This window comes from Saccharopolyspora erythraea NRRL 2338 (assembly GCF_000062885.1).
In the GTDB taxonomy this organism is placed as follows: domain Bacteria; phylum Actinomycetota; class Actinomycetes; order Mycobacteriales; family Pseudonocardiaceae; genus Saccharopolyspora_D; species Saccharopolyspora_D erythraea.
This window is the reverse complement of sequence record NC_009142.1, coordinates 3,549,251-3,572,585: the sequence shown is the minus strand read 5'-3', so window position 1 is coordinate 3,572,585 and position 23,335 is coordinate 3,549,251. Positions and strand designations below refer to the sequence as shown.

At 71.6% G+C, this 23,335-nt stretch carries 17 protein-coding genes; 2 read left to right on the top strand and 15 right to left on the bottom strand.

Annotation, left to right across the window (positions count from 1 at the left end; translation table 11 throughout):
• The 6 genes from SACE_RS15640 to SACE_RS15615 all read right to left on the bottom strand — a co-directional run bounded on the left by SACE_RS15640 (position 1) and on the right by SACE_RS15615 (position 9,036).
• A complete protein-coding gene (locus SACE_RS15640; protein ID WP_009945589.1) occupies positions 1 to 792 on the bottom strand; it encodes a dimethylarginine dimethylaminohydrolase family protein in 792 nt (263 codons plus the stop codon).
• Positions 789 to 2,273 (bottom strand): M1 family aminopeptidase, encoded by a 1,485-nt coding sequence (locus SACE_RS15635; RefSeq protein ID WP_009945591.1) that lies wholly within the window; start codon positions 2,271 to 2,273, stop codon positions 789 to 791. The genes SACE_RS15640 and SACE_RS15635 overlap by 4 nt, the downstream gene beginning before the upstream one ends.
• A gap of 1 nt (position 2,274) precedes the next feature.
• Entirely contained in the window at positions 2,275 to 2,943 is a 669-nt protein-coding gene (locus SACE_RS15630) for a BPL-N domain-containing protein (RefSeq protein ID WP_011873967.1), read from the bottom strand.
• Positions 2,940 to 3,527 (bottom strand): 4'-phosphopantetheinyl transferase family protein, encoded by a 588-nt coding sequence (locus SACE_RS15625; protein WP_009945593.1) that lies wholly within the window; start codon positions 3,525 to 3,527, stop codon positions 2,940 to 2,942. Before SACE_RS15625 ends, SACE_RS15630 begins: the two co-directional genes overlap by 4 nt.
• On the bottom strand, positions 3,527 to 7,435 hold the full coding sequence (locus tag SACE_RS15620) for a Pls/PosA family non-ribosomal peptide synthetase (RefSeq protein ID WP_021341767.1): 3,909 nt from the start codon (positions 7,433 to 7,435) through the stop codon (positions 3,527 to 3,529). Before SACE_RS15620 ends, SACE_RS15625 begins: the two co-directional genes overlap by 1 nt.
• Positions 7,436 to 8,229: 794 nt before the next feature.
• Positions 8,230 to 9,036 (bottom strand): TetR/AcrR family transcriptional regulator, encoded by an 807-nt coding sequence (locus SACE_RS15615; RefSeq protein WP_009945595.1) that lies wholly within the window; start codon positions 9,034 to 9,036, stop codon positions 8,230 to 8,232.
• Between the two features lie 254 nt (positions 9,037 to 9,290).
• Between SACE_RS15615 and SACE_RS39930 the strand changes: the two genes are divergently transcribed.
• Positions 9,291 to 10,781, top strand: coding sequence for an SIP domain-containing protein (locus SACE_RS39930; RefSeq protein ID WP_011873965.1), 1,491 nt, complete (start codon positions 9,291 to 9,293; stop codon positions 10,779 to 10,781).
• Between the two features lie 55 nt (positions 10,782 to 10,836).
• Here SACE_RS39930 and SACE_RS15605 read toward each other — a convergent pair whose 3' ends face one another.
• Complete coding sequence (locus tag SACE_RS15605; RefSeq protein WP_009945598.1) at positions 10,837 to 11,457, bottom strand: L-threonylcarbamoyladenylate synthase; 621 nt, start codon at positions 11,455 to 11,457, stop codon at positions 10,837 to 10,839.
• A 197-nt stretch (positions 11,458 to 11,654) separates the two neighbouring features.
• On the opposite strand from SACE_RS15605, the gene SACE_RS15600 reads away from it, so the two are divergent.
• Positions 11,655 to 12,446, top strand: coding sequence for an ion transporter (locus tag SACE_RS15600; protein WP_009945599.1), 792 nt, complete (start codon positions 11,655 to 11,657; stop codon positions 12,444 to 12,446).
• Between the two features lie 6 nt (positions 12,447 to 12,452).
• Here the strand turns inward: SACE_RS15600 and SACE_RS15595 are convergent, their stop codons facing one another.
• The 8 genes from SACE_RS15595 to SACE_RS15560 all read right to left on the bottom strand — a co-directional run bounded on the left by SACE_RS15595 (position 12,453) and on the right by SACE_RS15560 (position 23,103).
• The gene (locus SACE_RS15595; RefSeq protein ID WP_009945600.1) at positions 12,453 to 14,087 is read right to left on the bottom strand and encodes a class I adenylate-forming enzyme family protein; all 1,635 of its coding nucleotides are present in this window, start codon (positions 14,085 to 14,087) and stop codon (positions 12,453 to 12,455) included.
• A complete protein-coding gene (locus SACE_RS15590) occupies positions 14,084 to 15,751 on the bottom strand; it encodes a CoA transferase (protein ID WP_009945601.1) in 1,668 nt (555 codons plus the stop codon). The genes SACE_RS15595 and SACE_RS15590 overlap by 4 nt, the downstream gene beginning before the upstream one ends.
• Positions 15,751 to 16,569 (bottom strand): class I SAM-dependent methyltransferase, encoded by an 819-nt coding sequence (locus SACE_RS15585; RefSeq protein WP_009945602.1) that lies wholly within the window; start codon positions 16,567 to 16,569, stop codon positions 15,751 to 15,753. Before SACE_RS15585 ends, SACE_RS15590 begins: the two co-directional genes overlap by 1 nt.
• Before the next feature lie 7 nt (positions 16,570 to 16,576).
• A complete protein-coding gene (locus SACE_RS15580) occupies positions 16,577 to 18,157 on the bottom strand; it encodes an AMP-binding protein (RefSeq protein WP_011873962.1) in 1,581 nt (526 codons plus the stop codon).
• Between the two features lie 116 nt (positions 18,158 to 18,273).
• The gene (locus tag SACE_RS15575) at positions 18,274 to 19,623 is read right to left on the bottom strand and encodes a protoporphyrinogen/coproporphyrinogen oxidase (RefSeq protein ID WP_009945604.1); all 1,350 of its coding nucleotides are present in this window, start codon (positions 19,621 to 19,623) and stop codon (positions 18,274 to 18,276) included.
• The gene (locus tag SACE_RS15570) at positions 19,620 to 20,594 is read right to left on the bottom strand and encodes a UbiA family prenyltransferase (RefSeq protein WP_009945605.1); all 975 of its coding nucleotides are present in this window, start codon (positions 20,592 to 20,594) and stop codon (positions 19,620 to 19,622) included. Before SACE_RS15570 ends, SACE_RS15575 begins: the two co-directional genes overlap by 4 nt.
• On the bottom strand, positions 20,591 to 21,940 hold the full coding sequence (locus tag SACE_RS15565; protein WP_009945606.1) for a DegT/DnrJ/EryC1/StrS family aminotransferase: 1,350 nt from the start codon (positions 21,938 to 21,940) through the stop codon (positions 20,591 to 20,593). The genes SACE_RS15570 and SACE_RS15565 overlap by 4 nt, the downstream gene beginning before the upstream one ends.
• Complete coding sequence (locus SACE_RS15560) at positions 21,937 to 23,103, bottom strand: DegT/DnrJ/EryC1/StrS family aminotransferase (protein ID WP_011873961.1); 1,167 nt, start codon at positions 23,101 to 23,103, stop codon at positions 21,937 to 21,939. The genes SACE_RS15565 and SACE_RS15560 overlap by 4 nt, the downstream gene beginning before the upstream one ends.
• Positions 23,104 to 23,335 lie beyond the last annotated feature (232 nt).

The following is a 23,335-nucleotide window of genomic DNA, read 5'->3' as shown; positions in this document are numbered from 1 at the left end:
TCACGGGTTGTCCAGCGTGAGCGATGTGCAGCGGACTCCCCCACCGCCCTTGGCCAGCTCGGTGATGTCCAGCTCGAACACGGTGAACCCGCGGGCCCGCAGCTCACCCGCGAACTCCGGGGCGCCGCAGGCCATCGTGACGCTCGCCCCGTCGCTGACCAGGTTCAGCGCGAAGCGCTCGGCTTCGGCGACCGGCACCTCGATGAGGTCCAGGCCCAGCCCGCGGATGCGGCGCCTGCTGGGCTCGTCCAGCACCTGGGGGCAGTAGGCGACGGTGCGCTGGTCCAGCACCGCGACGGCGAGGTCGATGTCGTACCAGTGGTCGTTGACCGTCCGCAGGGACACGACCTCGTAGCCGAGCCTGCGGCGCAGGAACCCGTGCATGCGGGGATCGGTCCGCCACCCGCTGCCCGCGAACAGCAACCCGCCGCAGGGAAGGGCGTCTCCCTGGCCGCTGAACGCGAACGGCGCGTCGATCACCTCCAGGCCCAGTCGCTCGAACCAGCGCCGGTGGTGGCGGGTCTCCGGCCTGCGGGCCGCGGGAAGGCTGCCCAGCACGGCGCGGCCGCCGCAGACCAGCGCGGAGTTGGCCACGTAGACCATGTCCGGGCACTCCGGCTCCGACGGCACGTGCTCCAGGAACCGGCCCGCGTTGAGGTGCGCCTCCAGGATCGCCTTGTGCTCGGCGACGGCCAGCGCCGTGTCGGGCTGGTTGTCCGTCGTCATGTACGGGTTGATCTCGTAGTCGATCCGGAAGTGCTCCGCGTCCGACACCAGCAGCCTCGTGTTCACCTGTTTCCCCCTTCACGCACTCCGTACTGCCTGAGCAGGTCGGTCACCTGCGGCAGGTCCTGGAACGCCGCGAAAACGTCCCTGGGCCCGACCACGCGGTGCGCCGAACGGGCCACGTAGTCGCGCAGGGCCCTGTCGAACCGATGGGGTCCCGCCCGCCTGCGCGCCTCCAGCAGCACCGCCGCCCCCTGCTGGTACACCCCGGCCACGTAGTTGTCGTAGCCGCCGGTCCGCCCCCAGTACTCCATGGGCTCGCCGAGGTGCCCGACGACGCCCTGCGGAACATCCTCCAGCCGGTAGTCGTCCTGCTGGCCGACCACCAGCGCCTGCGCGAACGTCGTGAAGGACTCGTCGATCCACGGGTCGCGCGCCTGGTTGTTTCCGACCAGCGCGTAGAACCACTGGTGGCCGAGCTCGTGGGCGACCAGCGAGCGCACCTCCCTGCGCCGCAGGTCGCCGAACAGCAGCGCGCTCGGGAACTCGACGCCGTCGCCGATCGTCGGCACGACGGTCACCCACAGGTCCCGGTACGGCAGCGGCCCGAGCAGGTGCTGCAGGGCGCGCAGCTCGTCGGAGAGCTCCTCCATCCACCGCTGCGGGGACACCTTCGTCCCCTTGCCGTTGCCGTTGCCTTCTCCCTCTCCCTCTCCCTCTCCGTCCCCGTTCCCATTCCCGTTGCCGTCGCCGTTGCGGCCGGGCTTCGGCGTGGCGAGCCGGATCTGCACCCCGCTGACCGTTCGCTCCAGCACGTCGAGGTTCCCGACCGTCACCAGGACGTCGCGCACCGCGTCGGCGGCGAAGTGGTGGATGGTGGTGCCCGGTGCCCGGCCCGACTCGGCCGCCCTGCGGGTCCCGGTGCCGAACACGGTCAGCCGCGACGGCGCGGTCACCGACAGCGATGCCAGGTCGAAGTCCTCGCTGGTGGCCGTCTCCCCCGGGATCACCGTGGCGGCGTCGCGGGCCCAGCCCTGCCCCCGCACCCACGGCAGCAGCGGGAAGCCGTTGCCGAACCACGCCATCTCGCGGGATGGCAGGTAGCCCCACCGCTCGCCGGAGTCCCGCCCGAGGGTCAGCCGGAAGTCCAGCACGGCCGTCACCGCGTCATCCGCCTGCACGCAGCGGCCCAGCGGCAGCTCGACCAGCGTGCCCTGCGATCCGGCGGCGGCGTCCGCCGACGGCCGCGGTGCCACGGGCCTGCCGTCGACCGACGCACCGGTCACCACGATCGAGGTACCGGTGCGCGCCGCGGTCGGCTCGTTGGGCCACAGGCGGAAGACCAGCTCGCACACCCGCATGTCCGGGGTGAACACCACCCGCTCCCGACCGGTCACCGAGCTCAGGTCGTCGGCGACCCGGTAGTCCAGGTCGACCACCGGCCGCTGCGGCCACGGCTGGTCGGTGGCCTCCGGCGCGCAGGCGACCGCGGTCACCAGCAAGCAGGCCGAACCGATGGCCAGCAGCCCCCTGGAGGTCCTGCTCATCTCAAGCCATCACCGCCTCGATGAGGTCGTGCCCGAGGTCGAAGCCCGACCCGCCCGGAACGTGCAGGCCGGCGTCCTCGAACCAGTCGGATGTGGCCTCCGGGTGCGGTCCGGCCACGGCCACCCGTCCCGCACCGAAGGGGGCCGCCAGCGCGGCGATCTCCCCGCTGCGGTACCTGGCCAGCACGTCGACACCTCGGGCGTCCGGGCGCAGCAGGAACATCGCACCGTCCTGGAAGTACAGGTAGCGCGCCCGGCCCCGCCAGAGCACCTCCACGACCGTCTCGTCAGTTGACCTCACGGTCGCGCCGCAGGTCGAGATGTACTGGTCGGTATCCCCCGGCAGCAGTGCGAAACCGGGTGACGCACCGGCGAGGTAGCCCCCCAGGCAGAACCCCACGTAACGGCCGCCGTCCCCGACGAACTCGCGGATCACCTTCTTGTAGGACTTCATCGCGCGGTAGCCGCGCTTGAGCCCGCCGCCGCCGGGCTGGATGTAGAGCGTCGCCGAAGCCAACGTCCGCGGGCTGATCTCCAGCCGCTCCTTCGGACCGACGTAGCAGACGTCGAAGCGCCGCGGCGAGCTGCTGAGCAACTCGGCCGCCGCCTCGGAGCACTCCACCGGTTTGGCCGCGGGCCCCCGGTACACCAGTGCCAGTGGTCGTCTCATGACGCGTCCTTCTCCCAGGCGGTGGTGCGCCACCGCACGTCGATCCCCCGCTCGGTGAGCACGGCGGCGCCCGCCACCAGCCCCGGGGCGACGACGGCGGCCCATTGCGAGGTCGCGGCCATGCAGTGCGCCGCGTCGTCGAGCGCCGCGCCGCAGGCCTTGACCGCGGCGACCATCCGGCACCAGCACAGCGCGAACGCCAGCGGACGCGCCGCGGCGGGCAGCCGGGCGACCTCCCGCCGCTCCCCGGCGGGCAGCAGCCGCTCCACCAGCGGGGGCGGACGACCGGGCACCGCGGACTTGCACTCCACACCAAGCGGATACCACGTCGACGTGCCGACCAGGTACCGCTCGTCGCGTCGGGCCTCGCTGAAGAACACCCCGTCGCAGGGCGTCCCAGGCCGGACCGCGCCCTCGTCCGGGCGATGGCCGAGAACGTCCGACAGCACCTCCAGCAACGCGTCCCGCGCCGCGAGCGAGCGGCGCGCGGGCGCCGGGCCACCGGCGTCGTGCGCGGCGGCGTGACCGGCCGGGACGGGTGCCAGGTCCAGGTCGATCAGGTTGAGCGAGACCGGTGCGCGCATCACAGGACCCCCTGCGCCGGGATGCCCCGCCACCGGGTGCCCGGGGTGAGCTGCTCGCCCTTCATCGCCAGCGACAGCGACTCCAGCGCGGTGCCGACGCCGACCTCGGCGTCGTAGAGCACGATCGAGCGCTCCCCGACCGTGGCGCCGTCGCCGACCCGCACCTGCGACATCTTCATCACCCGGTCCTCGAACAGGTGCGTCTGCAACGACACGCCCTTGCCCACCGTCGCGTTCTGCCCGATGTGGACCAGGTCGAACTCGGTGAGGTAGGTCGTGCCGATCCAGGCGCACTTGCCGATCCTGGTGCCCAGCAGCCGCAACGCGGGCGGCAGCAGCGGCGTGCCGGTCAGCGTGCCCAGCAGCGCGGGCACCGCCGCGGCCTCGTACACCCCTGTCACCAGTTCGGTCCGCCGCACGAACCTGCTCCACAGCGGTTCGATCCGCGGCCGGTAGGCACCCACCAGCACCCACTTGAGCGCGACGACGAACAGCAGCACCAGCACGCTGCCCAGCGCGAACAGCACCGGTGCCAGCAGCAGCGTGGCCAGCGTGCCGGTGGCGCCGGCCAGCTCGGAGAGCCCGAGCAGGGTCAGGTACACCGCCACGGCCAGCACCGAGGCCGGCATCGTGACGCGGAAGTACTCGATCGCCAAACGCTCGACCACGGCCCGCGGTGGCGGCCGGAAAGTCGTGCGCTCCGAGAAGGTTCCGCTGGACTGCCGCTGCGGCAGGAAGATCGCCGGCGAGCCCAGCCACGAGGACTCGGCGGGCACCTCGGCCGCGGGCGGCACGGTGTGCACGCCGAGCAGCGAGCCGTCACCGGTGGAGGTGCCCGACGGCACGAACGCGGCGTTGCCCACGAACGAGCGTCGCCCGATCGCGGTCCGCGCGAACCCGACGTAGCCGTTGTAGAAGCGGGCCGAACCGATGCTGGCCATGTCGGCCACGAAGCTCTGCTCGCCGAGGGTCAGCAGCGCCGGGTCGAAGTACGCGGCAGTGGAGACTTCCGAACCGCGCCCGACGCGGGCGCCGAGCATCCGCAGCCACGGCACCGTGTAGAGCGTGGCGTACAGCGAGTTCGTGGCGACCAGGCTTGACTCGAGCAGCTTGTCCCCGATCCACTTGCGCACCCCGAGCCCGGAACGCGCGTGGTGGATGCCGATCTCGGTGCGCGGCAGCACGAGCCGGCGGATGCACGCCACGAGCACGCAGACCGTCACCACGAACACCGGACCGACCAGCGCCGCGGCGACGAGTCCGGCGAGCGTTCCCCACAGCAGCAGCGGCGCCCACACCATCACGATGCTCGGCAGCACCATGGCGATGAGGGTGAGCTCGAGCAGCAGCAGCCCGCCCGCCGCGCCCAGCAGCGGACCGGCCCGCCAGCCGGGGGCGGTGGGCAGCTCGGCCATCGCCTGCACCATCGGTTCGGGCCTGGACACCTCGACCAGCGGGGAGCCGGCCCACCACTGCTGCGGTGGCACGGCCTGGCGGCCACCCACCGCCGAATGCTCGGCGATGCCGGCCCCCGCTCCCACCGAGGCACCCGGTTCCAGCACCGTGCTGGAACCGACGAAGGCGTCCTCGCCGACCCGGATGGGCTCGACGACCACCCAGCCGTCGTCGACGACCCATGGCTGCACCTGCACGTCGTAGCCCAGGCTCGCGTCGTCGCCGATGTCGAGCAGGGTGGGCAGCGAGATCGCGCTGGTGGCGATCTGGGTCCGCCGTCCGACGCGGGCGCCGAGCAGCCGCAGGTACGGCGCGTACAGCGGCGACCCGCTGAGCGCGGGCAGCGGCGCCAGGGTCAGCACCAGGTCCAGCGCCCACAACCGCAGGTAGGTCAGCCCCCACAACCGGTACCGGCCGGGGTGTATCCCGGCCGCGAGCGCTCTGGCCAGCGGCACCGGCAGCACCCACCGCAGCACCACGTAGGTCGTCAGGGCCGCCAGCGCCAGCTCGCCGAGGACTCCGGAGATGCCCACGACGCCGTCGTAGCGGCTGTAGACCAGAGCCACCGGGATGACGCCGACCAGCAGCAACACGTAGAGGAACGCCAGCTGCGCGAGCCCGGCGGGCACCGTGCGGCGCCGCCGGTGCACCGCCGCCTCGACCCGGCGCGCCGGTGCGTCGGCGGGTGCGGGCGCGGGTGCGCGGTCCAGGTGGTCGGCCAGCGACCGCACGGTCGGGTGGGCGTAGAGATCGCGCACGGCCGGGCTGCCGCCGATGCGCCGCTCCCGCAGCGCCGAGACGACGTTGGCCGCGAGCAACGAGTGCCCGCCGAGGTCGCCGAAGAAGTCCGCGTCCACCGACAGCTCGCGCGGATCGAGGCCGAAGACCTCCGCCCACACCACCGCGACCTGCTTCTGCATGTCGGTCTCGGGCGGGACGACCTCGCCCGCGCCCGCGCTGAACCGCCTCCCGCTGGGTGCGGGCAGCCGGGCGCGGTGGACCTTGCCGCTGGGCATCGTCGGCAGCTCGTCGAGCACGTCGACCAGAGCGGGAACCATGTACTCCGGCAGCTTCGCCCGGGCGCGGTCGTGCAGGTCGGCGATCAGCTCGTCGCCGGCATCCCCGCGCACGGTCAGGTAGGACGCCAGCGCCATGCCGTCGGCGGTCAGCGCGGTCACCGCGCCGGAGACCGCCGGGTGCTCCAGCAGCACGTTGTCGATCTCGCCCAGGTCGACCCGGCGACCGCGGATCTTGACCTCGGCGTCGGCCCTGCCGAGGTACTCGATCTCGCCGTCCTCGGTGGTGCGGCCCAGGTCGCCGGTGCGGTACAGCCGTCCGCCGCGGGGCGCCAGCGGGTGCTCGACGAACCGGTCGGCGGTCTTCTCCGGCAGGCCGACGTAGCCGTTGGCCACGCCGGGTCCGCCGATGCATATCTCACCGACATCGCCATCCGGTACCGGATGCAAGGCTTCGTCGAGCAGCACCACCGTGTAGGTCGGCAGAGCGCGTCCGATGGTCACTCGCCTGCCGGGCAGCAGCTCGCACCACGACGCGGTGACCGTGGCCTCGGTCGGCCCGTAGGTGTTGAGGATGCGCCGCTTGGGAGTGCTCCAGCGCTCCACGAGCTCGGCCGGGCACGCCTCGCCGCCGACCAGCACGCTGCGCACCTTCGGCAGCTCGCGGTGGATGGTGGCCAGCAGCGTCGGCACGCAGTACAGGACCGAGACGCCGTTGTCGTCGAGGAACTCGGCGAGCTCCTCGCCGAGCCTGCGCGAGTCGTTGGGGCCCGCCACCAGCGTCGCCCCCACCGCCCAGGTCGGCCAGATCTCCTCGATGGAGAAGTCGAACGAGATCGACATGCCCTGGTACACGCGGTCGGACTCGCGCACGTCGTAGATCGCGGGCACCACGTCGATGAAGTTGCAGATGCTGGACTGCGACACCTCGACGCCCTTGGGGCGGCCGCTCGAACCGGAGGTGTAGATGACGTAGGCGGGCGGGTCCGCGGTGTCGGGCAGCTCGGGCCTGGTGGAGGGCGTGTGGTCCAGCGTCGTCCCGACCAGGTCGACGTCGAGCACCGGGCAGGCTCCGCCCACCTTGCCGGCCAGGTCACCGGAGGTGATCACCAGGTCGAGCCGGGAGTCGCCGCAGATGTAGCCGACCCGGTCCGAAGGGGAGACCGCGTCGATGGGTACGAACGCCGCACCGGCCTTGAGCACCCCCAGCAGGCTGACGTAGGTCCACGCGGACCGCTCCAGCAGGATCCCCACCCGCGAGCCGGTCCCGAGACCGAGGGTGAGCAGGTGGTGCGCGAGCTGGTTGGCCCGCCTGTCGAGCTGCCGGTAGGTCATCCGGACGTCACCGGCCTCCAGCGCGACCTTGCCGGGCGTCCGGTCGCAGGTCGTGGTGAAGAAATCGTGCAGTCGACCATGGGATGGCCCCGTTGCGCGCACGGGTTGGCCATTCCCAGGGTCCAAAGTCCTGGGTTCCATGAAACCTAAAACTTTCTCTCCGCTGAGCTCCGATGAGCCGTAACGCACAATAAGTCGACGCCCGGGAAGGCAGCGCAACAATGCGGCTCGCGGTTCACCCATCCGAGTGGTAACGAAAGACCGGAATACCCAGGCGACACACGCTGCGCAATCGCCCAACACAGAGAGCGACTAATCTTTCGTGACGCGGCCCGACTTCTTCGGCGCAAGTCGAACAGGACTTGTGACCCTGCCATGGATCATTCCGACGCGGTTGGATCTCCGATGTTGACCGCAGGAGGCGCCACCGCAGACCCAGAGAGCTCGCGCAACCCATCTACCACAGATTTCTCGGCACGAGAGCCTGCACGATCCGGTTCCGCAACCCAGGGTTATCCACCCGGAATCCTGCCGAAATGCCGCCCGGAAACGTGCAACCAAATATCGGCACGGACAGCGCCGAGAACTGCTCCGGAAACGCACAACACCAATTTCGGCGAGCACCGAATAGGGCGCTTTCTCAGACAGCTCTTCACGCCACGAGCGAATAGCGAACCCGATCACTCGCCCGGTTATCCGGAAATATCTGCCGCTACCCGGCGGAAAAGGTTTTCGCGATGTTCGCCCACCCGGCCGTCACCGCGCGTTCACACCACCGCGCAAGCACAGGACTCCAGGTCACCGCCCTTGCCGCGATGATCGGGAAAGCCGTTCAACCCGCCTTCGGTGCGCAATCGACTACTGCCCGCAACGCACCGGGAAGCCCTGAAAGACAATCACCGCGCCCGGTCTCGTTGGGTCCTTGCCATCGCGGCCTCGATTCCGTCGAGGACCACCGCCAGCCCGGCCTCGAAAGTCCGCTTCGCCTCCCGCTCCAAATACGGGGAGCCGTCGTCCTCCCACCCGGCCGCCTGGTCGGCCTCCAGCCGGAGCACCATCGGAAACCGCTCGGCGAAGTCCGGCGCCACTTCGCGCAGCACGCCGGCGCGGGCGAACCACCACTCCTCGTCGGACACACCGGTCGCCGCCGCCGCGTGGCGCGACTCCGCGATCGTCTGCGCCGCACCCCGCACGACGTGGAACAGCGTCCCGACGACCCGGCGCAGCTCACCGGCGGCCAGCCCGGTCCCGTCCAGGACGCGGACCAGCGCCTCCAGGACGCCGTACTCGTTGGGTCCGAGCACCGGGCGCGCCTGCGACACCTGCAGGACCCAGGGGTGCCGCAGGTAGAACCGCCAGAGGTCGTCGGCCCACGCGGTCACCGCGCTGCGCCATCCCTGGTCCGCCGGGTAGTCGGTCGGCAGCTCGGCGAGGGCCCGGTCGTACATCAGGTCGATCAGCTCGTTCTTGCCGGGCACGTAGGTGTAGAGCGCCATGGCGGTGCGGCCGAGCCGCTCGCCCACCGCGCGCATCGACAGCGCCGGCATGCCCTCGGCGTCGGCCAGCTCGATCGCGGTGTCCACGACGAGGTCCACGCTGAGGCCGGGCTTCGGACCGGGGCCGGTCCGCTCCGCCGTACCGGCGTCCCGCCACAGCAGCGACATCGAACGACGGGGGTCCCCCTGCCCGGCGTAGACGACCACTTGCGACTCCTTACACCATAAAGTAACGTTGCCCGAGTCATCTCCTTACATTGTAAGCTCATTGCCGGGGCCCGTGGCAGCTCGGTGCCGGTCGCGCACGCCCGCAGACCGGCACCCCCGTCGACAGGACACCCGTCGACGGCGCACACCCCGGGAACCCCGTGGGAGACGACCACCAGTCCGGCACCGAATCAGTCCTCAGTGGACATATGCGCGCCGGAACCGCACACACCAACGCGCACAGGAGAACCGAGTTGCAGCAGTCCTTGCCGGTTTCGCTCGTCGAGGTCACCGAGGTCGAGAGGATCACGCCGCGCACGGCGCGCATCACCTTCGCCGCGGACGGACTCGCCGCCGCCATCGGCGACGAACCCGACCAGCAGGTGAAGTTGTACTTCCCCAGGCCGGGGCAGGACCGCCCGCGCCTGCCCGAGCCGGACGGCGACGGCGACGTGATGCGCTGGTACCAGTCGTTCCTGGAGATACCTGAAGACCAGCGCCCGTGGATGCGCAGCTACACGATCCGTTCGCACGACGCCGGCCGCGACCTGGTCACCATCGACTTCGTCCTGCACGACGACGCGGGCCCGGCGACCCGGTGGGCGCTGTCGGCCGCACCAGGCGACACCATCGGCGTGTTCGGACCGTCGGCGGACTACGCCCGGCGCGTCCCGCTGAGCAGCACCATCGCCGGCAGCGACCTGGTGCTGATGGCCGGGGACGAGACCGCCCTGCCCGCCATCGGCACGCTCGTCGAGTCACTGCCCGACGGCGCTCGAGCGGTCGCCTATCTCGAGGTGGCCGACAGCGCCGAGGAACAGCGCCTCGACACGCGCGCTGACCTCACCGTGCACTGGCTGCACCGGGGAGCCACGCCGCCCGGGCGGTCGACGCTGCTGCTCGATGCCGTGCGCGCCGCCGACATCCCGGCGGGCTCGGTGTTCGCCTGGCTCGCAGGGGAGGCCGGGGTGGTGCGCACGTTGCGGCGCCACCTGGTCGGCGAGCGCGGGATGGACAAGCGCGCCGTGGACTTCGCCGGGTACTGGCGGCTCGCACTGTCGCAGGACGACGCCCCCACCGACGACGACCTCGCCGAAGCGCGGGAGAAGCTGGCCGACGCGAAGCAGCAGGCGGAGCCGACCGCCATGTACGACCAGGCATATGAGGCCGGAAGCGCCCCGTGGGTCATCGGCGAGCCGCAACCTGTCGTCGTCGGGCTCGCGCGCGACGGCTGGGTCCGCGGCGCGGTGCTCGATCCCGGGTGCGGCACCGGGGAGAACTCCATCCACCTCGCCTCGCTCGGCCACGACGTGCTGGGCACGGACTTCTCCGAGATCGCCGTAGCCCAGGCCCGGCTCAACGCGGTGGAGCACGGCTGCTCGGCGAGGTTCGAGGTCTCCGACGCGCTGGCCCTCGAAGGTCCACCGAGGTTCGACACCGTCGTCGACAGTGCGCTGTTCCACGTCTTCGACGCCGCCGACCGCCTCCGGTACGCGCGCGCACTGCACCGTGTCTGCCGGCCCGGCGCGCTGGTCCACGTGCTCGCCCTGTCCGACGAGGGTCCCGGCTACGGACCGCAGGTCAGCGCGGAGGAGATCCGCGCGGCCTTCGGCGCGGGATGGGTCGTCGAGGACGTGAGTGCGAGCACCTACCGGGGTGTCGTGGGCGCCACGGACCCCGACGACCCCGGTACCTGGGAACTGGGCGACCTGCCGGCCTGGCTGGCCAGGATCCGCCGGATCTGACGCCACGACACCTGGCGGTCGACGCGCGGGCGTGGCGGCGGCCGGAGCGGTTCGCTCACTCGAACCGCGACGTGTCCCCCGCCCCGCGTCGCACGATCTCCGGCTCGTCGCCGGAGAAGTCGATGACCGTGGTGGGCTCGACACCGCAGTCACCGGAGTCCACCACGGCGTCGACCGCGTGGTCGAGCAGCTCCTTGATCTCCCAGCCCTGGGTCAGCGGATCCTCCTGGTCCGGCAGCAGCAGGGTGCTCGACACCAGCGGCTCGCCGACCTCCGACAGAAGCGCCTGCGCGGCCACGTGGTCGGGGATGCGGATGCCCACGGTCTTCTTCTTCGGGTGCATCAGCCTGCGCGGCACCTCCCTGGTCGCCGGGAGGATGAAGGTGTAGCTGCCGGGCGTCGACGCCTTGACCGCGCGGAAGACGGCGTTGTTGATGTGCACGAACTGGCCGAGCTGGGCGAAGTTCTGGCACACCAGCGTGAAGTGGTGCCGCTCGTCGAGGTCCCGGATCGAGCGGATGCGGTCGATCCCCTCCTTGTTGCCCAGCCGGCACCCGAGCGCGAAGCAGGAGTCGGTCGGGTACACGATCACGCCGTCGCGGTCGAGGATGTCGACGACCTGGCCGATCGCCCGGCGCTGCGGGTTCTCCGGGTGCACGTCGATGTACTTCGCCATGCACCGAGCTTAGGCGCCGTGTCGAGCACCCACGCCGAACCCTCGGCTCGGGTCGACCGGACCGCGGGTTCGAACACGTTCAGTCACCGGACCGGACAGTCCACACTAGACATTCGCCGGAACGGGATTCCCCTCCGCAGCGGACTAGTATCCCCCCGCAGTGCTTCCGGATCCTTCCTCCCTCCTGAGGAGAACCAGTGACGTTGCGTGCGCGCCTCCGGTCGGTCTTCGAGTCCCGCGGGTTCCAGTGGTCGATCATCACCGTGATCGTCGTCAACGCGCTCGCGCTCGGCTGCGAGACCTCCTCGGCGCTGACCGCGAGCTACGGCGGTCTGATAGGCCTGGTGGACAGCACCGCGCTCGTCATCTTCGTGGCCGAGCTCGTGGCCAAGATCTACGCCTACGGCTGGCGGTTCTTCCGCGACCACTGGAACAACTTCGACTTCGTGATCGTGTCGCTGTCGCTGCTGCCCGCTTCGGCGGCGTTCTCCGTCGTGCGGTCCCTGCGCATCCTGCGCGCACTGCGGCTGCTGTCCACGGTCCCCAGCATGCGGCGGATCGTCGCCGCCCTGCTGAAGGCGCTGCCGGGGGTCTTCTCCATCGTCGGGCTGCTGATGCTGGTGCTCTACGTCGCGGGCGTGATGGCCACGAGGCTGTTCTCCGAGGCCGATGGCGAGCACTTCGGCGACCTGGGCACCTCGCTGCTGACGCTGTTCCAGATCATGACGGGTGACGGCTGGGCGGACACCATGCAGAGCGTCATGGAGACCAAGCCGCTGGCGTGGGTGTTCTTCGTCGGCTACATCCTGATCTCCAGCTTCACCGTGCTGAACCTGTTCATCGCGGTCGTGGTCAACGCCATGGAGTCGCAGATCAAGGAGGAGGAAGCCGAGATCCCCGCGCCGCGCACGCACGGCGAGTCCGAACTGCTCGCCGAGCTGCGCTCCCTGCGGCTCGAGGTCAACGCGTTGCGCGAAAGCCGCCCCTGAAAGCGTTCAGACCGCGGCTCCGGATGTTCGCCGCTGCTCTGTGGCCATCTCGGACAGCGTGCGCCGGCAGATCTTGCCCGTAGGCCCGAGCGGCATCTCGTCGACGGCGAGCAGCAGTTCGGGGAGCTTCCTGCGTTCCAGCCCGCGTTCCCGCTCCAGGAAAGTGGTGATCTCGTCGAGGGTCACGGGCGGCACGCCGGCCGGCTGGGTGACGCACACGCACATCCGCTCCCCCAGGTCCGGATCGGCGACGGCCACGCACACCGCGTCCGCGATCGCCGGGTGCGCGCCGAGCTCCCGCTCGACCTCCGCGGGGCTGATGTTGTAGCCGCCGCGCACGACGACCTGCTTGATCCGCCCGAGCACGTGCAGGCGGCCCCGACCGTCCAGGAAACCCCGGTCTCCGGTGCGAACCCAGCCTCCGGGCGTGCGGTAGCGGGTGTCGAGCTCCGGACTGGCGACGTAGCACATGGGCGTCATCGGACCCAGCGCGCAGATCTCACCCGGTTCACCGGCGGCGACCGGCTCGCCCCGCTCGTCGGTGATGCGGATGTCGGCGACCGCCGGGTCCGGCAGTCCGGTGCCGGTTTCCGGCGCGAGCCCGGTGCGAGCGGTGTGGCAGTTGACGCCGTCCGACGACCCGTACACCGCGATCATCTCGCGGCCGAACCGGTCCCGGCACGCCTGCGCGGTCGCCTCCGGCAGTGCCGCCCCGCTGGAGACCAGCGCCCGAAGGCTCGACAGGTCCTCTCCTCCGGCCGGCGGGTGGTCGGCCAGCCTGCGCAGCATCGTCGGCACCCCGAACACGTGGGTCGGCCGGTGCTCGGTGATCGCGCGCAGCGCGGTGCCGGGATCGAAGGCGTCAACGAGCACCAGGGTGCCGCCCAGCGCGGCGATCGTCACCGACGTGCCGCACGAACCGAACGACGACGCGAGCGGCACGAGCACGAGGTCGCGCACGAGTTCCGTTCCGCCGTGCAGCGCGCGGACGTAGTTCGCCCGCCCGCCGACCATCGCGTTGTGCGAGTAGGCGACCATCTTCGGTTCCGCCTCCGAACCGGAGGAGACCAGGATTCGCGCCGGTGAGTCGGCGTCGCGGCGCCCGGGCCGCCACCGCGCGTCGGCGGGCAGCAGGCCGAGCGACCTCGCCCCGGCCACCGGCCGCCCGAAGGTGAACACCGCCCGCAGGTCGGGTAGCTCGCCACACGACGCCACGTCGGCGGGGTCGGCGAAGACGGCGGCGCCTGCGCGGGAGCGGCCGAGCAGGCTCAGCGTGTCCCGGGTGCCGCGGCCCGCCGGGTACGGCAGCGCCACCGCACCGATCGCGGCGACCGCGAGCTCGGTGGCGACCATGTCGCGTCCGTTGGGCAGCCGGATGCCGATGATGTCGCGCTCCCCCAGTCCGGCCGCGGCGAACGCGGCCGCGATGCCGCGCACCCGGGTGTCGAGACCGGCGTAGTCCAGGGTGCCGCGGGCGTCGATCACCGCGGGGCGACCGGGATGGCGGCGCACGTGTTCGCTGAACGACGAGTACAGATCCCGGTCCGGGCAACGGCCTTCGTCGCACCACTGCCTGCGCAGACGCGCGGGCACGAGATCGCGGATCTCGACACCGTTCGACGAAACCCACGGTGCGGTCATGAGAACTCCCAAGGTGCGAGCGGGAAGGCGTGCGCCGCGCTGCCCAGCGCCCGGCCGAACCGGGGGTCGGCCGCCAACGCGCGCAGGTCGGTGCACACCGCGGTCGCGTGGATGCCGGCGGTGCGGAGGGATTCCTGCACTGCGGCGGTCGGCTCGTCAGCGCAACGCGCCTCGACGCCTTCAGGCCCGGCGCCCGGTGCCAGCGCTGCGGCAGCCTGGGCCCACGATTCGGCTTCCAGCAATAGGCATCCGTCCGCTGTCCGCAATGGACCGCGAGAAGTCCTCCTCGCGCGGGGGATCACACCCGCGGCCGAGAACAACGACGAGTCGACCCTGGCGCCTCGACGGGTCAGCAGCCTGTTCAGCAGCGCCGCCAGCACGCCCTGCGCGCACACCAGACCACCCACCACGTCGGTGAGCGTCATCAGCGACGGCCGCGGTGCCGCGCCGTCCGGACCGATGGCCGCGGCCAGCCCGCTGTGGGCCTGCACCAGGAAGTCCGTTCCCAGTGGCGGGTCCTCCCCGAACTCCGCACCCCAGCCCGACGCCCACGCGTGGACCAGGCCCGGCCGGCTGCGCGCCAGGTCGCAGGCGTCCAGCCCCAGCTGCTCGGCCTTGCCCGGCGCCCAGTTGTGCAGGAAGACGTCGGCATCGGCGACGAGCTCGTGGACGCCCCGACGCCCGGCCGCCGACTTCAGGTCCAGTTCGACGACCCGCTTGCCCGCGTTGAGGGCGCTGAAGCGCGCCGAGCAGTCCCCCGCCATCGGCGGGATGCCGCGCATCGGGTCGCCTCCTGGTGGTTCGATCCGCACGACCTCGGCGCCGAGCAGTCGCAGCACATGCCCCGCGACGGGGCCCTGGACACGCCGGGTCGACTCCACGACGACCAGGCCCTCCAGCGGCAGTGCGCCGGGCCGCGTGGATGGGCGGACTTCCCCTTCCGGCATCGACGTGATGTGCCATGCGGGAACGTCTGCCGGATGGCCGGGACGGTCCCGGACGGGCAGCACGCTGACACCCGTAGCGGTCGCGGTTTCGGCGATCGCGATGAACGTCCGGCTCGCCGCGGTCTCCTGCAACGCCGCGGGAAGCGCGCAGGTGGCGGTCGCAAACCGCTGCTGGAACGGCCGCCAGCCCCGCCGAACCGCTGCCGGGTCGGCGTCCAGCACGCTCCAGAACCGCAGCCAGTCCAGCGCGTCGAGGGTCTCGATCTCGAACCGGACTCCGTCGGACGAGCACAGATCCGGTTTCCCGGCCGGTGCGGGCTCCTCGGGATCGTCGGTGGTGGCCGCGGCCAGGTACTGCGAGACGGCGAGCAACGCCGCCTGGCTCACCGACGTGCGCACCCGGCGAAGTTCCAGTCCCCTGGCCCGTGCGATCCGCGCGGCGAGAACGCCCTGGGCGGCGAGCACGCCCGCGGTCGCCGACGCGTAGTCCACCGCGAGCGGTGTCGGGCGGCCGACGGCACGACCGTGGACGTGCATGATCCCGCACGCGGCCTGCACGGCGGTCTCGTCGCCCAGCGGCAGGTCGACGGGTCCCGCCCAGTCGATCTCGCACTCGGTCTCGTCGAACGGGACGTCCGGTAGCAGCGCCAGGTTCCGCGCCGCGACCTCCGAGGCCACCGCGCAGCGGGAACCGCTCGACGTGGGTGACAGGGTCATCAGAACGCACCGTCCAGTGGGCGGGTGCCGTGCACCGAGTACATGACGCTGGAAGCGGCGAGGAAGGACGGGTCCCGCATCGCGGACCGGACCTCGGCGAGCCGCTCGTCGGTCATGCCCGCCGCGACCAGCGCGTCCCTGAGGTGGAACGTGTGGTTGACCAGTTGCTCCAGGTCCGCCGATCCGGCGCGCCGGAGCTGGATGAACGGTCGCGGGTCGATGTCGGCCAGCCCTGCGTCGCGCATCGCCGCGGCGACGTGCCGGCCGAACGCGGGATCGACTCCCGCCGCGCGCATCACCGCGTCCTTGGCGGCGATGAAGTCCTCGTACACCCGCCGCGACCGCTCGTCCGGCGTGACCAGCGGCGGCTCGTAGGAGGTGTCGAACTCGTCGATCTGGAGCCGTCCCCCGGGCTTGAGCGCGCGGACGAGCCTGTCCAGCACCTCGAGGCGCTGCGGCAGGTGGCGCAGCACGAGTCTCGCGACGACGAGGTCGAACTCCGACTCCGGCAGCGGGTCGCTCGTCACGTCGTGCCGGACGACGGTCAGCCCCGGACGCCGCGGGATGCGCTGCGGCTTCACGTCGGTGGCAAGCACGCTGCCCGTCGGCGCGACCCGTCCGGCCAGCCACACCGCGACGCTGCCGCCTCCGGCGCCCACCTCCAGGCACCGCCACCCGGCACCGACGCCGGTCTCGGCCAACCGCGCGGTGGTCATCGGATCGTGCGCCGAGGCGAGGAAGCGGTGCTGGCCGCCGCTGTGCGCGTTGTCGTTGTCGAAGACGTAACCGGTCCGCCCGCCGGTGTCGGTGACTGGCATGGCGCGCCTACGTCCAGCGGCCCGAGCCGTAGGTGTCGGTGCGCCCGGTGAGCTGCTCCAGCAGGTCGAGCCTGCGGACCTTGCCGGTGCCGGTCCGCGGCACCTGCTGCCAGGTCAGCGGAACCGGGTCCTGCATTCGCGGCAGATCGCGGACCGCGCGCTGCCAGGCCGCCCGGTCGAGCGCGCCGTCCTCGGTCACCGCGACCGGCAGCGGCGGACGGTCCCGGCAGGCCAGGACCACGCACTCCTGCACCTCCCGCAGCCGGTCGTCGAGGATGTCCTCGATCTCCAGGCAGCTCATCCCGTCGGCCCGGTCGACCTCGCGGTCCAGCAGGAGCACGCTGCCGTCGCGGTTGCGCACCCCGATGTCGCCGGTGTTCCACCAGTCCCCGACGCGCTTGGCCGACCAGCGCCGCATCTCCCCGAGATATCCCAGGCACAGCGCCTCGGTCCGGGTGAACACCAGGCCCGGCCGGCCGCGCCGGACCGGTGCGAAGGTGTCCGGGTCGACCACCTTGATGCCGGTCTTGAACGGAACCGGCCGCCCGAGGTTGCGGGTGCCCGGCTTGCGGCTGTACTTCGACACCATCGAGCCGCGGGTGTGGAAGCGGAAGGTGAGCGGTCCGGTCTCGGTCTGCCCCCACCCCTGCATCCACAGCGGACTGCGGTGGCGGCTGGCGGCGAGGTAGGCGCGGATCGCCGGCGGGTGCATCGCGTCGTAGGTGCTGACGAACAGCCGGACCCGGCGGAACGGGTTGTCCAGCCGCTCGGTCAGCCGCTGGAGCCGGACGTAGGTGGCAGGCAGCGCCTCCACGACCGTCGGCGGATGCGCGCGCAGCACCGGGTCGGCGCGATCGGGGTCGTGGTCGGTGAGGATGGTGATGCGCTCGGGCGCCAGGCACATCGCGCTGGCCGTCCAGCAGAAGGTCCGCCCGTGGGCGAACGTGTTCGCGTTGAGGACGGTGTCGTCGGTGCGCAGCCCGATGCGCGGTATCCGGTTGGACTCGAAGCGGGCCAGCTTGCCGATGATCGTCCGGGTCGAGTGCACCACCAGCTTCGGCACGCCGGTCGTGCCGGAGGTGTGGTGGATCACCAGGGGTGCCCCGTCGTCCCGGCTGCGCGGAGCCGGAGGTTCGGCACCGAGCACGTCGTGCGGCCCGAGCGCACCTTCCACCGGATCACCCAGCGCCAGCACCGCGCGTGCGAAGGAGGCGATGTCCACACCCTCCTCGCGGCAGCGTTCGAGCATCGCGGCGTCGGTGACCAGCACCGCGGGCTGCAGGCGCTTGAGCAGCACGCCCAGCGACTCGCCGGGCAGGTGCGCCGACAGCTGCGCGGGGACGGCGCCCAGCCGCACCGCCGCGCAGGCGAGCAGGTCGTAGTCCCAGTGGTCGGCCTTGACGATCGCGATCCGGTCGGCGCGCCGGGCCCCGGCCGCCGCGAGCCAGCCGGCGGCGTCGCGGACCAGCGCGGCCAGCGACGCGACGTCGTGGTCGCGACCGCCGTCCGGGGCGATGTCGAAGGGGCGGTCCAGGTGCACCCTCGTGTCCGTCCCGCGCTGCGCGCACTCGTCGAACAGGACACCCATGTCGTGCGGTTTCACGCGCTCTCGTCTCCTGGGGTTCTTCGGAAGTGGCCTGCGCAGTGGGTCGTCGACGCGACCTCGGGCGCCGTCCCTCTCCGGGACCGACCCACGTGCGCGGTCTATGCGGCGGTTCGTGCGGCCGGTCGCGACGCGCCGAGCCTGCTGAGGGTTCGGGACGCCGCGAGCGCGCCCGCGCGCACGGCTCCCTCGCTCGCGGGACGCAGCATCACCCAGTCACCGGCGTAGTCGACCGGACGGACGGGCCGCGCCATGAACCCGGCGCGCGCCCGCAGCGCCGCCGGAGTGGCTTCGGGCAGCCCGTAGCGGAAGCCGTGGACGAAGTTGGCGACGTTGGCCGACCCGAACCCGGGCAGGTAGCGCGGAACGGCGGCGGTGAGCCGCGCGACGACCTCCTGCTCCGGTGCCTCCAGCAGCGACGGGATGGTCCTGGCATTGGCCATCAGGCTGAGCAGTCCCCGGCCCGCCGGCGCCCGGCCGGGGTGCTTGGCGTGGTCGACGATGATGCCGGAGAGCACGTCGTCCTCGGCCTCCGGTGTCAGCAGCACGTACAGCGGCCTGCTCGACTCCGGTGTGAGCGGGCGGTCGAGCAGGCAGCTCACCTTCAGCGCCGGGGTGAACGTGCAGGCCCGCAGGAACGCCAGCTCGGCGGCAGGCGGGTTGGCGTGCAGCCGCGCCGCGATCGGCGCGGGTACGCACAGCAGCACCGTGCGCGCCGTCACCACCTCGCCGCCGACCGACAGGCGGGCGGAGTCGCGGTCGGCGACCACCTCGCCGACCATGCGCCCGACCACCACGTCGAGCTCGCGGGCCAGCCGCAGCGCGAGGGTGTCCATGCCGTCCCGGTAGGTGCGCCAGGACGCGGCGTCGCCGACCGCGACCAGCAGGCTCAGCATCGACGCCGCGGCCGAACGCGTGGTGTCCCAGCCGAAGAAGCTGCCCGCCACCGGCTGGAACAGGTAGTCGTGCAGGTCGGGGTGGTAGCGCCGGGCGAACGCGGCGACCGTGGCCTCGCCCGCGGGTGTGGCCTCGGGGTGGTCCGGGTCGAACTCGCGCCTGCGCCGCGACGCCCAGGCCAGGAACCGCGCCAGGTCCAGCCGGGCCCGCGGGGACAGCCCGGCACCGGTCAGCAGCGCGCGGCGTTCGGCGACACCGGGATGCGCGCGCCCGTCGCGCCACATGCCGATGGACTTGCCGATCAACGGGATGTCGTCGAGCGGCACACCCAGCCTGCGCAGCAGCTCCCACGTCGCGCGGTAGCCGTGCGGGGAGATCTGCTCGGCGCCCTGGTCGATCGTGTAGCCCTCGTAGCGGAAGCTCGCCATCCTGCCGCCGACGTGCGGCTCGGCCTCGTAGACCCGGACGGCGAGCCCGGCCCGCTGCAGTTCGTGCGCTGCGGTCAGCCCGGCGATGCCGGCACCGACCACGGCCACGTCCAGATCCGGCGTCATACCGCGATTCCCAGCCCGGCCAGCAGGTTGGCCACCACCAGCAGCACGACGGTCACGCGGTGCACGGCGAAGCCGAGCTTGCGAGCGCGCATGATGTCGCCCTTGCCGAAGCCGAGTTGGAACTGCCGGGCGCGCAGCGCGGCCGCGGGCAGCATCAGCACCGCGAACCACCACGGCGCGATCCCCGTCGCCGACGCCACCAGCGCGATCAGGTACTCGGCCGCCGACAGCGCACCGATGAAGACCGCGTTTCCCCTGGGTGAGACCAGCGACGCGACGGTGGGCCGTCCGACGCTGCGGTCGCCCTCGACGTCGTTGGTGTTGGAGTACACCCCGAACATCAGCGGCCCGAGCCCGAACAGCACCGACTGCACGAGCAGGAAACCGGAGAACGCACCGGTGGCGAGCCCGAGTGGCGACACCACGAGCGAGGCGCCCAGTGCGACCAGGAAGACCTCCTGGAACCCGTGGTAGCTCAGCTTGACGCCGTAGGAGTACTGCAGGGAGATGACGAACGTGGCCGCGATGGTGATGATCGTCCACATCGGACGATGGGGCGCCAGCGCGACCGCCGCCACCCACAGCACCCCGCCGACGGCGGCGGTGGTCCAGCCGAACCACAGTGCTTCACGCGGGGTCAGAGTGCCCGCGACCAACGGCTTGCGCAGCTTCTTGCGGGTCGGCGCGTCCGGCCCGTAGTTCCTGATGTCGCTGCCGTCCCGGTAACCGGTCAGATCGTCGAACGCCACCATCGCCACGATCGTGAAGACCGCGCCCAGCAGGTACACCAGCAGCATCACCGCGGTGCCCGCACCGAGCGCGCCGACCGGCAGGACCAGCGCCGAGAGCACCACCAGGAAGCTCAGGTAGTAGTCGTACACGTCGAGCTTGCCCAGCCGGGCGTAACTCCGGACCTTGCTCTCCGGTCGCACCGCCGTGTCCGGCCGTGCGACGTGGGTACCGCTCGTCATTTGCTGCTCGGTTCCTTCTGGTCTGCTCGTGTCCGGTCACCACCGGAGTCCTCGGCGACCGCCGGGTCGGTGGTGAAGTCCTGTTCTTGATGCGGTTCGGCGCCGTTGCCGTCCTCGTCGTCCCACGCGCTTCCGGCGCGGTGGCCGGGTTCGCGGTCGGAGACCAGCTCACCGGCCGGCGCGGGCCCGGAGGCGGTGAACCACGCGTGCGCCTCCGACCGCTCGCCCGCGAACTCGCACACCGCGTCGGCGATGCGCTCCACCTGCGCGTCGGTCAGGTGCGGGTAGACCGGTAGCGCCAGGATTCGGCGACTCGCCCGTTCCGCGTTCGGCCACCGCTGTCCCTCCGCGGTGTACCGGCTGAACGCGGGCTGCATCGGCAGCGGCGCCGGGTAGTACACGTGGGAGGCGATGCCCAGCGACGCGAGGTGTTCGCGCAGCTCGTCGCGGCGCTCGGCCTGCACCGAGTACACGTAGTAGCAACGCCCCTCGCGGCCGGGCGGAGGAGGCACCACGCCCGAGTCGGCCAGCGGGGCGAACCGTTCGGTGTAGTACTCGGCGATGCGGGCGCGGCGCTCCAACCGGGCGGCGAAGCCCGCGAGCCGGTAGGACTGGAAGGCGGCCTGGATCTCGTCGAACCTGCTGTTGTAGCCGACGAGGTGGTGCACGAAGCGCTGCCTGCCGTCCTGACCGTGGTTGCGCAGCATCCGCACCACGCGGGCGATCTCGTCGTCGCGGGTGACGACCGCGCCGCCCTCCCCCGGCATGCCGAAGGACTTGACCTGCACGAAGGAGAACACGCCCGCCTCGCCCCACAGCCCCGCAGGGACTCCGCGCAGCACGGCGCCCTGCGCGACGGCCGAGTCCTCGACCAGCCGCAGGCCGGCGCGGTCGGCCAGCTCGGCGAACCGCGGCATGTCGGCCATCACCGAGAACATGTGCGCGGGCATCACCGCCCTGGTGCGCGGTGAGATCCCCTCCTCCGCGCGGTCGGGGTCCAGCACCATCGTGTCGGGGTCGATGTCGGCGAAAACCGGCTCGGCGCCCACGCTCACCACCGACGACGCCAGCGGCGCGCAGCCGAACGCCGGGACGACCACCTCGTCGCCCGCACCGATGCCCATCGCCCGCAGCACGAGCGTGAGGGCCGTGGTGCCGCTGCCGCACGCGACGACGTCGGCAGCACCGAGCTGCGCGCGGAGCTGCTCCTCGAACGCCCTGGTCCGGTCGCCGAGGATGAAGCGCTGGTCGCGGGAGGTGCCGATCTCGCGGACCAGGTTGAGCAGCACCTTGCGGTCGCCCTCGAACAGGTCGGGCGGGAAGAACGGAATCTCGTCGGAATTCACGCGTTCCTCCCGGTGCAGAACTCGCCGATCGCTTCACACACCCGGTCGACCTGGTCCACGCCGAGGTCCGGGTAGAGCGGCAGCGCCACCGCGCGCGAACAGGCGGCCTCCGCGTGCGGGAAATCGCCCTCGGCATGGCCGAGCTCGGCGAAACAGGGTTGCAGGTGCAGCGGGACCGGGTAGTAGGTCTCGGTCCCTATTCCGCGCCACGTCAGGTGCTCGACCAGCTCGTCACGCCGTTCCACCTCGATCAGGTAGACGTAGAAAACGGTGTTCGAGCCCGGTCCGCGTTCGGCCGATTCGGGGATGCGCACAATTCCCGGCATGTCGCGCAACCGCTGCCGATATGCCTCGGCCAGCATCGCCCGGCGCGCGATGTCGCGGTCGAGGAATGTCATCTTGGCCAGCAGGACCGCGGCCTGGATGTCGTCCATCTTGCTGTTCATCCCCGGCAGCGCGGTCTCGGTGGAAATCCCGGGGAAATTGTCCAGCGTCCGGCCGAGCCGCCCGTGGTGGCGGAGTCCGGAGACCAGTTCGGCGACCTCGGGGTCGTCGGTGAGCACCGCGCCGGCGTCGCCGATCGCGCCGAGCGTCTTGCTCGGGAAGAACGACAGCACGCCGCCCGCGCCGTGCAGGCCCGCGTGCACCCCGCCCTGGCGCATGCCGATGCCCTCGGCGCTGTCCTCGACGACGGTCAGGTCGTGCGCGGCGGCGGCTTCGGCCAGTCCCGTCATGTCCGCCATCTGCCAGAACAGGTGCGAAGGCAGCACGAAACGGCTGTCCGGGCCTGCCCTCCTGTCGACCTCGGCGGGGTCCAGGGCGTAGGTGGCCGGATCGATGTCGGCGAACCGCGGTCTGCCTCCGGCGAGCACGACCGACGACGCGGTCGCCACGAACGAGAAGGCGGGCACCACCACCTCGTCGCCGGGCCGCAGCCCGCAGGCGCGCAGCAGGAGCACCAGCGCGTCGGTACCGCTGTTGACCCCGATGGCGTATCGAGCGCCGGTATATGCAGCCAGCGCTTCCTCGAATTCCGCGACCTGCGCGCCGTGCGAGAATTTCCCGTTGTCGAAAACCGCGCCGATCCGCTCCCGGATCAGCGCCCACGCGCTCTCGAACGACGCGGCCTGCGAGAAGAAGGGAACCGGTTCCAGTGCCCGCACAGCGGTGGCCGCCGATCCCGGGTCATCGACCTCCGCGTCCTCGGTGTCCGACCCAGCAGGGTCCTGCCCGCGAAACCAGCGGGACAATTCGACCACTCTCCACACCCAGTAGCTGATCTTCGCCGACGAAGCTAGCGGACGCGCGGTTCGGCTGAAAAGCAAAGTTCCCTCACAACGGAGTTTTTCACCCGTTGCGGTGAGGATCGGCCGTTGGTTCCGGAGTCGGTTGCGG